We start from the raw sequence: 8,609 nt of genomic DNA on the forward strand, positions 1-8,609 counted from the left end.
CCAGACGAGACATATTTTCAAGGCTGCGAACCTCCACAATATAATCCTTCAGCATATCTGAATCAATCTTGTGTGTGTTCAGCTCGTCAATCTGATAATCAATTTTTCTGCGCTGTGCTTCCAGCTCGTCCAGCTTTTCACGCAGACGGTCAGACGGGGAGTCAATCAGAAGCTCAATCGTGTTGTCAATTTTTCGATCCAATTTCTCGGCAGATTTCCGAAGCTGCTCCTGCTGGGTGAGAATATCCAGATTTAATTCATTGGCGTGGGTCTGGATATAGTTCTGAATGTATGCAACACTTTGCTGTGAAAAGAGCATTTTTACGTAGTCCAGAATTTTTGTTTCGATCTCATCACGAGGTACACACCGTTTTCTGCAGGCGTGCTTCCGTACCTTTGCCTGACACTCATATGAATAGTAAACATATTCTCCGCCATTCTTTTTCTTTCTGCTTCGATGTCCGGACATCGGAGAACCGCATTCACCGCAGAACAGCAGTCCGGAGAGAAGATACGGTTCACGGGCTGTTACCATTCCCTTGGTCTGACGTTTATGCAGAATGGCCTGAACCTTTTCCCACTGTGGTTTAGAAACGATTGCAGGAATTGCGTTTTCCACGATAATCGGCTGTGAGCGATGTTCTTTCAGATTGCCAACAGGGGAGTAGACGTAATCACCGGTGTATCTTCTGTTCTTCAGAATGTAATAAAATGTACTGGCTGTAAAAACTCTGCCCTGACGGGTATGGATGCCTTTGTTCCGCAGTTCTTCAAGCAAACCGCCATAGCCGCACTGCGATTCACAGCAGTCAAAAATCTTTCGGACAACGACTGCTTCCTCTTCGTTGATATGATATTTCTGATCTTCACCAACATAGTAACCGTATAAAACATTACCGCCGGTGTATCGTGCTTCCAGCGCAGCCTCTCGAAGTCCCTTTCGGGTTTCACGGGCAAGATTCTTGGAGTAGTATTCTGAAAATCCCTCTAAAACGGATTCCAGAACGACGGACTCAGGTGAATCATCCAGATTTTCCAGTACGGAACGGAGCTGTACTTTGGCATTGCGCAGTTCACGCCGATAATATGCGTGGTCATATCGGTCTCGGCTGAAACGGTCCAGCTTATGAACGATGACAACATCAAACAGATGCTTTTTAGAATCCGCAATCATTCGCTGGAAATCGGTACGCTTGTCACTGCGTGCAGATTGTGCTCGGTCAATGTATTCTCCGACTACCACCATTTTATTATGCCGGGCATAATCACGGCAGGCTCGAAGCTGTGCGGTAATGGATTCTTCCGATTGGTTTTCTGAAGAATATCTTGCGTAAATAACTGCATTCATATTGTTTTTTCCTCCTATAATCGGTTATAATAGAGGAGCAGATGGGTTTCATAATTTATCTGCTCTTTGATCCCGTTTCAGTGTCCCAGCACCGGAGCGGGATTTTTTCATTTTAAGTCATTATCATGCAAATGATCGTGGCTTTATTTTTTTTGTCTGTCTCTGCAGAATCCACACAACAAACTTTAAAGCTGTGAATCTGAATTTTCTGCGGTTTTGTCCCGACGATATTTTTTGATAGAATGAATATCTTTCAGATACGTCATCACTTTTTCTTTTCCTTCTTCAGACAAATCTTCATATGTGTCCGCAAGAATTCTAAGGTTCGGGTCATCTTTACGCCGGCGGGGATGAACTGGCGGCTTCGTCAGAAGTGGATCACCGTTCAGTCTTTCCAGTGAAACATTCAATCCAAGATGGAGCTTGTAAGCGACGTCAAGTGCGATACGCTTTTGCTTCCGGTTAAAGATGCTGCGAAGAGTGGCTTCAGAAACGTCACACATTTTTGCAGCCTCACGGATACCAATATCTTGTTCATTTAAAATTTCCTCAAGAATTTTATAGAAATCCATAGGATACTCCTTTCGATTTTTTATGATCTCCTCTTCGTTTTGCAGGCATGATGCTTCTTTTATAAAAACTATAGCACAATTTATCGTGCAACGCAATTATATTTTTTGAAATATATTGACAACAAATGCGATGAAATATAGTATAGAAACGCAGTTTCCAAAAACTGTAATAATTTTTATACGTTAGGAGAATCGAAATGTATGAAAATGTTTTTTTCGAGAATCTCAGGGTAGAGATGGCCCGCAGATGTCTTTCGTTAAAGGACATCAGTGAGGCTACCTGTATGAATCGAAATACGCTGGGGGCAAAATTTTCAGGAAAGAAAAAGCTGTACCTTGATGAAGCAGTAAGGATTCAGCAGTGCTGTTTTCCTGATTGTGAAATTGATTATCTTTTTAAGGAAGTGCTTGAGAGAAAGAAAGCAGGTGCTTGAAATGAATCAGCTGTATTTTGACATTGAGCTAACCGATGAAGTGAAAAATGGGGGAGCTGATTTTATCGCACGGATTTTCGCAGACATTGTGGAGAAAAAATACACAGAACAACGGAAATCATGCAGTGGAAAAAAGAGGGGTGATGAAGAGGACAATGATTGGCAGCAGACAGACTGCTCTGAATGATAGGCTCAGAGTACAGCGAAGAAAACGAGGTGACATACATGGAACAGGATGAAATTTATGACGAGAACATGAGCGAATATCGGCGCCGTACTCTTCAGCATGTCAACGATGCTGACTTTCTTCCGTATATGTCGATGACTGAGCTGTATGACACCGTTTATACAGCAAAAAAGTGCATCATAGAGAATCTGCTGTATGCCGGAACTTACATACTCGCCGGTGCTCCGAAAATAGGAAAATCATTTCTGGCAGCACAGCTGGCATATCATGTGAGCAACGGACTCCCGATTTGGGGACGAGCCGTTTACGAAGGAACTGTTCTCTATCTTGCACTGGAAGACCCATTCCAGAGATTGCAGGATAGATTGTATCGAATGTTCGGTGCAGACAACAGTGAAAAATTGAAGCTGGCCATCTGGTGTCATCCGCTTGGCGGTGGTTTGGAAAAACAGCTGAAAGGTTTTGTGCAGGAATATCCGGATACACAACTCATCATTGTAGATGTTCTGCAGAAAGTCCGCAGTGACGGCGGAGATACTTACAGCTATGCGAGAGATTATGAAGCCGTAACAGCTTTCAAACAAATGGCTGACGACTGGAATATCTGCATCCTGCTGATTCATCACACCAGAAAAATGAATTCCAATGATAAATTTGAAATGATAAGCGGAACAAACGGAATACAAGGTGCAGCTGATGGCGCACTTGTTCTGTATACCGATGAACGGATCAGCGCAAATGCGGTTCTTGATGTAATCGGACGGGATCAGCCGAGCCAGCGGTTTTTGCTTTCCAGAAATCCAAAACATCTGATCTGGGAACTGGAAAAAGAAGAAGGCGAAATTTATCGTGTTCCGGCGGAACCGGAGCTGGAGGCAATCGCTGGTTTTATCACAAAAGAACATCCGCATTGGGAAGGCACTCCATCTGAATTACTCGAAGAACTTAAAATTGAAGAATCTGCAAACAGCTTTTTCAAAAAATTAAACTGCCGTGCGGGACGCTTGTATCTGGATTATCAGATTCGGTATGAGCGCAGACGCACACGGGAAAAGAGGTATATTACGCTTGATTATGAGCAATCGTAATAACATAGAAATTGTTCGGAGCGTGACGGGTGTGACAGGTGTGACGGGTTATTTAGCCCCGATATTTGTCGTCACAGCCGTCACACCCGTCACAGATTAAACTTTTTTCATGACTTAACGAGGTGAAAAAATTTGGTAAAAGTTATTTTAAGTATTCTGGGCGTGTTTGCAGTTTTGGATTCTATTGCGCTGTACTGCTGCATTCGTGTCGGTGCACAGGATGATCGAATGATGGAACAGGCACAGCGTATGCATGAGGAGAAGAAACATGAATCTGACAAATGATTTATACCCGCATACCTGTATCCTGTCGGCACATGAATTCGACTGCATCATGGACGCACTGGAACAGATGAAAAAGATTCTCTCCTCTGCTCGAGGTATGGAACGCATTCATTACAGCCTGCACTGTTTGCAGAAAGCACTGTGCCGATTTTCTTATTTTGACGCAGAACATCGAATGGTCATGATGTATCTGATGGACTGGGAGCAGAAGCTGCTCTTAGAAATTTGCGATTATTATGCACCGCCGATGGATTTTCAGAAATCCTTTTTCACCAGCTGCATCAACCGTACCGACTGCCGGACATGGAGCGCAATGTCATGACCACTGCGGAGCGGATGCTGTATCTAAGGGGCAAACGGGAATGGACGCAGAGCCATGCAGCACAGCAATCCCACATCTGCCAATCCAATTACAGCAAATATGAAAGCGGTCATTTACAGCCGAATACAAATACCATTCAGAAAATTGCAGATGCATTTCAAATTCATCCATGTGCGCTGACCGGCTTTTCAGTTTATCAGCCGGACAGCAGAAAACGCAGTCATCTGTTGTTTCTGCTCATGCTGCTGCATCGTTCCCATATATTCCTGCTGGATGGTGAACGGGATGAAACACAGCATTTGAAGCCGGATTCCTTACGATTTTCTGTACATATACCGAAATCTGCATGGATAGATTTGATCGACTGGGAATATCTCTATTCACAGTCTGACTGGAAGCGAAATGAATACGCCAAACGAAAGCTGGAACAGCTGGAAATTGACCTTTTGTCGAGGTCATAACAGCGAATTTTTTGTGCCTGTTTTGGTACAAATTTATTACTTAGCAAGCATAGCAAACTGGGACCCATTTGCGGCAGTTTACAATTTCGTCAAAATTGAAAAACTGAAACTTGGGAAAATCCCAAACCCTTTGAAATCGAAAGAAGGTGCGGACTTGGAGAAACGAACTCGTCATGTGAACCTGCATTTTCGCGTCACACCAGAGGAAAAGGAAAAAATTCAGGGAATCATGAAAGAGTATCACTGTAATGATTTCGGGCAGTATGCCCGTCGGATGCTGCTTGCAGGTCATATACTGATTCTTGACTGGAAAGAGATTTCCAATATCCGACGTCAGATTGCAGGCATTGCCACCAACATCAATCAGATTGCGTTTCGGGTCAATGCCACACACCGCATTTACTATGATGAGATTCGGCAGCTTCAAAATCAGCTGACAGAAATCTTCCGCTTGCTGAATCTGTATGCAGAAGTTTTTGAGAAGCTGGACGATCTGCTCGACAAGGTTTCTGATTGAAATGGGCATCGTGAAAGCAAGCAGACCGATTCACAACACGCTGGCAAAAGCGATTGCGTATATCATCAACGATGCAAAAACAAAAGATGGAACGTTAGTTTCCGGCTTCGGCTGTAATCCGCAGGATGCAGCTGTGCGGTTTCAGGAAACTGCTGATTTGCAGAAGCATATTTCTGGAAGAAATCGGAAGTTGGAGAATGGCAAAAAAGAAGTTGTTGCCTATCACTGGATTCAGTCCTTTGATACAGAGGATAATCTGACACCGGAAGAAATTCATGAAATCGGCATGGAATGGGCGCATGAGGTTTTGGGAGATCGGTTTGAATTCATACTTGCAACGCATGTGAATACGGAGAATCCGCATAATCATCTGATTTTTAATGCTGTTTCCTATGTAGATGGACGGAAATTTCATTCACAGAAAAACAAAACCATTGCATTTTTCAGAGCAAAAAATGACGAGGTGCGCCGTCGGTACGGCTTACAGATCACAGTGGACGAAGGCAAAGCGCAGGCTCCGATTCATCAGAATCCGAAATCCTATCGTTCTCAGCTTCGGACGATCATCAATGAAACCATTCGACATTCAGCCGATTTTCAGGACTTCCGGCAGCTCATGCAGGAGCAAGGTGTGGAAATCAAGGAAGGAAAATATCTTTCCTTTCGTATGTCTGGTCAGCAGCGGTTTGTCCGTGATAAAACACTGGGCGATCTGTTTTCAAAAGCCGCAATCGTTCATCGTATTGACCAGAAAAATCAGTATGCAAATCGGGTACATAGGCTGTCACGCAGCAAGTGGATTTCTGCGGCAAAGGATTTGGCAGACGCTTTGTTTACCATGCGCCGTGAGGACATCGAGCAGTTTTCCGATTTCGATTTGCGGATTTCCGCATTGCGGGAACAGGCTGCCGACACCAAAGCAGATATTTCCAAACTGGATGATAAAATCCATCAGGCAGAATGGCTGGTGCGGGTTGTTGGCATCTATCAGAAATACAAACCGCTTGCCGATGAGTTGGAGAGTAAAACGGTTTTCGGAAAGAAAGCTTTTCAGAAAACACATTCTGTGGAGCTCAAGCTGTTTCAGTCTGCAAAGGCAAAACTAGAGCAGCAGGGCATTTCTCTGCATATTCGGACGGATGCACTGGAACGTATCATTACCCGAAGTGAGAGTGAAGCAGATGACCTGCATCAAACCTTAGAGAATATTGAGAATCGAATTGATCGGCTGGTGGATGCACAGAACATCGTAGACCGATTGGAAAATGGCGAAGAGTATGTATTCATCCGGCATCAGAAGCAGGATGAGCAGGAGAAGAAAAAACACCGGACGGAGGATTACAGCCTATGAGAAAAGTTTTGACCGTCTTGCAGGTTATTCTAATCATTATCTGCATTGCAGCCAGTGCAGTGTTGGCATATCTGCATTTTCAGGAACAGGACAGCATTGCCATGTACGATGAATGCCGTCTGGTTTACCGAACAATATCGAAAGATACTCCGCAGGAATCAGAAGCAAAAGAAGATCATCCTGCGGACAGCAGCGGAATTGACTTTGGTGCACTGAACGCAGTAAACCAGGATGTTATCGGATGGATTACCATTCCTGACACGAACATAGATTATCCGATTGTACAGGGTACAAATAATTCGCATTATCTGAATTATGCTTACAATGGAAAACAAAACTGGATGGGAAGTATTTTTATGGATTACCGCAATGAACCGGATTTTTCGGATTACAATACGGTCATTTACGGACATTATCTTTCTGCTAAACATACGATGTTCAGTCAGTTGAACAATTATCTGGAGGAGGATTTCTGGAACGATCACAAGCAGCTTGTGATTGATTGTGAGGATGGCAGCCGGTATACATATACGATTTTTGCCGTCTATATGACTGGTGCAGACAACATTGCATTCAATCCGGATTTAGACGAGAATTCTTTTTCCGGTTTTCTGCAATTTGCCTGTCAGAATGCACGGTATGATACCGGAACAGAAGTGAACACGGATAATCAGGTTGTCACGCTGGTGTGCTGTTACGCAAAGAATTTTAATAAACGTGTTGTGGTTCAGGGAATCCGCATTTCATGAAAGGATGAGTTTTATGGGTACGATTTATAAGAAAATGCCGAAGATAGTAAAAATTCTGATGAAGATGGTTTGCGCTGTGTTAGCTGTCATTCCAATGGCGTTGCTGCTGTTATTCTCAACAGGAAGTTTTATTCTGGCATTCATCGCTGGATTGTGCGGTATCGGTGCGTCTATGTCTGTACTGGCTATTGTTGTCATGATTATCAGCGGAACTTTTGCACTAAAATATCTGTTGATGGCATCAGGCTGTGCGCTGTTTCTGATTCTGCTGACGCTGGCATTGACAGTCGGACAGGCAGCGGTTCCGATGCTGCTGAGAGGGCTGACAGAGAAGCTGATAAAGGTGGTGAAAGAGCCGATGTAAAGGATAAAATAGAAAGTTATCAAAACATAATAAGCAGAGGATGTATCTTTTATGTTTTTGGATGAATTCGATGCGTATTATCATTATGAACTGTCTGAAACTATTGTGAAGATAGCTGAACAAATGAAACATACGCAGGTCATTTTCACTTCTCATAATACCAATTTATTAAGCAATCGCATCATGCGTCCGGACTGCTATTTTATTCTAACTCCGAATAAATTAACATCTATTGTAGATGCAACAGACCGTGAACTGCGTGAAGGACATAATCTGGAGAAATTATATATGAGCGGTGAATTTGATGGCTAAGAAAGCAAAAATTCTTATGCTTGTTGAAGGAGCAAAAACAGATGTAAAACTAATGCAGCATGACTAAAATATTGTTGAACCGCTTGCAGCTGCAGGCGGTTTTTATATCTCTGCCCGTTGAAAAAAGTCAAACCAGAATTCAATCCGAACGCCATTATCTACATCAGTAGAACGCCCCTCTCCAGCATCGATAGACGGAGCAATATGAATTTCATCGGCAGAATTACAAAGCTGAATCAGAATTTCTTTGCTGTCTGGATAACAGGTCATTTCTTCAGAAACAAAACTGATACAGTCGGTTATATCTTCGGTATAAATCATCAGATTCAGCCGACGATCTTTTGCAAATGAACTGCAGGAATTGATAAGCGAACAGAACGTATTGTATTTGGCTGGATCAACGATGGTGCAGAGCTTGTCCGGTAGGGGAAGAAGCTGTGATAATACCTCGGAAATAGATTTGTCCAGTTCCTGCATGATGTGCTGACAATCTTCTTTCGGAACGTCCTGCAAAGCCTCAGACTGCAGTATCAAGGATGCTCTTGCATCTTTCAGATGCTTGTCCCAATATTCCCGATCATCGGAATAATAAAATTTTTCTGTAATAATGTCCATATCA

14 protein-coding genes are annotated in these 8,609 nt (G+C 43.2%); 11 read left to right on the plus strand and 3 right to left on the minus strand.

The window, feature by feature from the left end; genetic code table 11:
- Window positions 1-1,348 (minus strand): recombinase family protein (locus QZZ35_RS07340; protein WP_291236809.1); only part of this gene is annotated, 1,348 nt, incomplete at its 3' end.
- A 185-nt stretch (window positions 1,349-1,533) separates the two neighbouring features.
- Window positions 1,534-1,920 (minus strand): helix-turn-helix domain-containing protein, encoded by a 387-nt coding sequence (locus QZZ35_RS07345; protein WP_291236810.1) that lies wholly within the window; start codon window positions 1,918-1,920, stop codon window positions 1,534-1,536.
- Between the two features lie 197 nt (window positions 1,921-2,117).
- Here QZZ35_RS07345 and QZZ35_RS07350 point away from each other — a divergent pair, with 197 nt between their 5' ends.
- The 11 genes from QZZ35_RS07350 (at window position 2,118) to QZZ35_RS07400 (ending at window position 7,990) form a co-directional block, all read left to right on the plus strand.
- Window positions 2,118-2,354 (plus strand): hypothetical protein, encoded by a 237-nt coding sequence (locus QZZ35_RS07350; protein WP_291236811.1) that lies wholly within the window; start codon window positions 2,118-2,120, stop codon window positions 2,352-2,354.
- A gap of 1 nt (window position 2,355) precedes the next feature.
- The gene (locus QZZ35_RS07355; protein WP_291236812.1) at window positions 2,356-2,541 is read left to right on the plus strand and encodes a hypothetical protein; all 186 of its coding nucleotides are present in this window, start codon (window positions 2,356-2,358) and stop codon (window positions 2,539-2,541) included.
- A gap of 38 nt (window positions 2,542-2,579) precedes the next feature.
- Window positions 2,580-3,629 (plus strand): AAA family ATPase, encoded by a 1,050-nt coding sequence (locus QZZ35_RS07360; RefSeq protein WP_291236813.1) that lies wholly within the window; start codon window positions 2,580-2,582, stop codon window positions 3,627-3,629.
- A 132-nt stretch (window positions 3,630-3,761) separates the two neighbouring features.
- Entirely contained in the window at window positions 3,762-3,914 is a 153-nt protein-coding gene (locus tag QZZ35_RS07365) for a hypothetical protein (RefSeq protein ID WP_291236814.1), read from the plus strand.
- A complete protein-coding gene (locus tag QZZ35_RS07370) occupies window positions 3,898-4,236 on the plus strand; it encodes a hypothetical protein (RefSeq protein WP_291236815.1) in 339 nt (112 codons plus the stop codon). The genes QZZ35_RS07365 and QZZ35_RS07370 overlap by 17 nt, the downstream gene beginning before the upstream one ends.
- Entirely contained in the window at window positions 4,233-4,697 is a 465-nt protein-coding gene (locus QZZ35_RS07375; protein ID WP_291236816.1) for a helix-turn-helix domain-containing protein, read from the plus strand. The genes QZZ35_RS07370 and QZZ35_RS07375 overlap by 4 nt, the downstream gene beginning before the upstream one ends.
- A gap of 154 nt (window positions 4,698-4,851) precedes the next feature.
- A complete protein-coding gene (locus tag QZZ35_RS07380; protein ID WP_291236817.1) occupies window positions 4,852-5,214 on the plus strand; it encodes a plasmid mobilization protein in 363 nt (120 codons plus the stop codon).
- Between the two features lies 1 nt (window position 5,215).
- Complete coding sequence (locus QZZ35_RS07385; RefSeq protein ID WP_291236818.1) at window positions 5,216-6,565, plus strand: relaxase/mobilization nuclease domain-containing protein; 1,350 nt, start codon at window positions 5,216-5,218, stop codon at window positions 6,563-6,565.
- Window positions 6,562-7,314 carry a class B sortase gene (srtB, locus tag QZZ35_RS07390; protein ID WP_291236819.1) on the plus strand — a complete coding sequence of 251 codons (753 nt, stop codon included), beginning with the start codon at window positions 6,562-6,564 and terminating at the stop codon, window positions 7,312-7,314. The genes QZZ35_RS07385 and srtB overlap by 4 nt, the downstream gene beginning before the upstream one ends.
- Window positions 7,315-7,327: 13 nt before the next feature.
- Window positions 7,328-7,678 (plus strand): hypothetical protein, encoded by a 351-nt coding sequence (locus QZZ35_RS07395; protein WP_291236820.1) that lies wholly within the window; start codon window positions 7,328-7,330, stop codon window positions 7,676-7,678.
- Window positions 7,679-7,729: 51 nt separating this feature from the next.
- Window positions 7,730-7,990 carry an AAA family ATPase gene (locus QZZ35_RS07400; protein WP_291236821.1) on the plus strand — a complete coding sequence of 87 codons (261 nt, stop codon included), beginning with the start codon at window positions 7,730-7,732 and terminating at the stop codon, window positions 7,988-7,990.
- 102 nt (window positions 7,991-8,092) lie between these two features.
- Here QZZ35_RS07400 and QZZ35_RS07405 read toward each other — a convergent pair.
- Window positions 8,093-8,609 (minus strand): hypothetical protein (locus tag QZZ35_RS07405; protein ID WP_291236822.1); only part of this gene is annotated, 517 nt, incomplete at its 5' end.

The organism is Frisingicoccus sp. (assembly GCA_016298055.1).
GTDB lineage: Bacteria > Bacillota > Clostridia > Lachnospirales > Lachnospiraceae > Frisingicoccus.

Coding starts and splice junctions, on each gene's coding strand:
- QZZ35_RS07345 (WP_291236810.1), bottom strand. CDS start 1,920: ATGGATTTCTATAAAATTCTTGAGGAAATTTTAAATGAACAAGATATT.
- QZZ35_RS07350 (WP_291236811.1), top strand. CDS start 2,118: ATGTATGAAAATGTTTTTTTCGAGAATCTCAGGGTAGAGATGGCCCGC.
- QZZ35_RS07355 (WP_291236812.1), top strand. CDS start 2,356: ATGAATCAGCTGTATTTTGACATTGAGCTAACCGATGAAGTGAAAAAT.
- QZZ35_RS07360 (WP_291236813.1), top strand. CDS start 2,580: ATGGAACAGGATGAAATTTATGACGAGAACATGAGCGAATATCGGCGC.
- QZZ35_RS07370 (WP_291236815.1), top strand. CDS start 3,898: ATGAATCTGACAAATGATTTATACCCGCATACCTGTATCCTGTCGGCA.
- QZZ35_RS07375 (WP_291236816.1), top strand. CDS start 4,233: ATGACCACTGCGGAGCGGATGCTGTATCTAAGGGGCAAACGGGAATGG.
- QZZ35_RS07385 (WP_291236818.1), top strand. CDS start 5,216: ATGGGCATCGTGAAAGCAAGCAGACCGATTCACAACACGCTGGCAAAA.
- srtB (WP_291236819.1), top strand. CDS start 6,562: ATGAGAAAAGTTTTGACCGTCTTGCAGGTTATTCTAATCATTATCTGC.
- QZZ35_RS07395 (WP_291236820.1), top strand. CDS start 7,328: ATGGGTACGATTTATAAGAAAATGCCGAAGATAGTAAAAATTCTGATG.
- QZZ35_RS07400 (WP_291236821.1), top strand. CDS start 7,730: ATGTTTTTGGATGAATTCGATGCGTATTATCATTATGAACTGTCTGAA.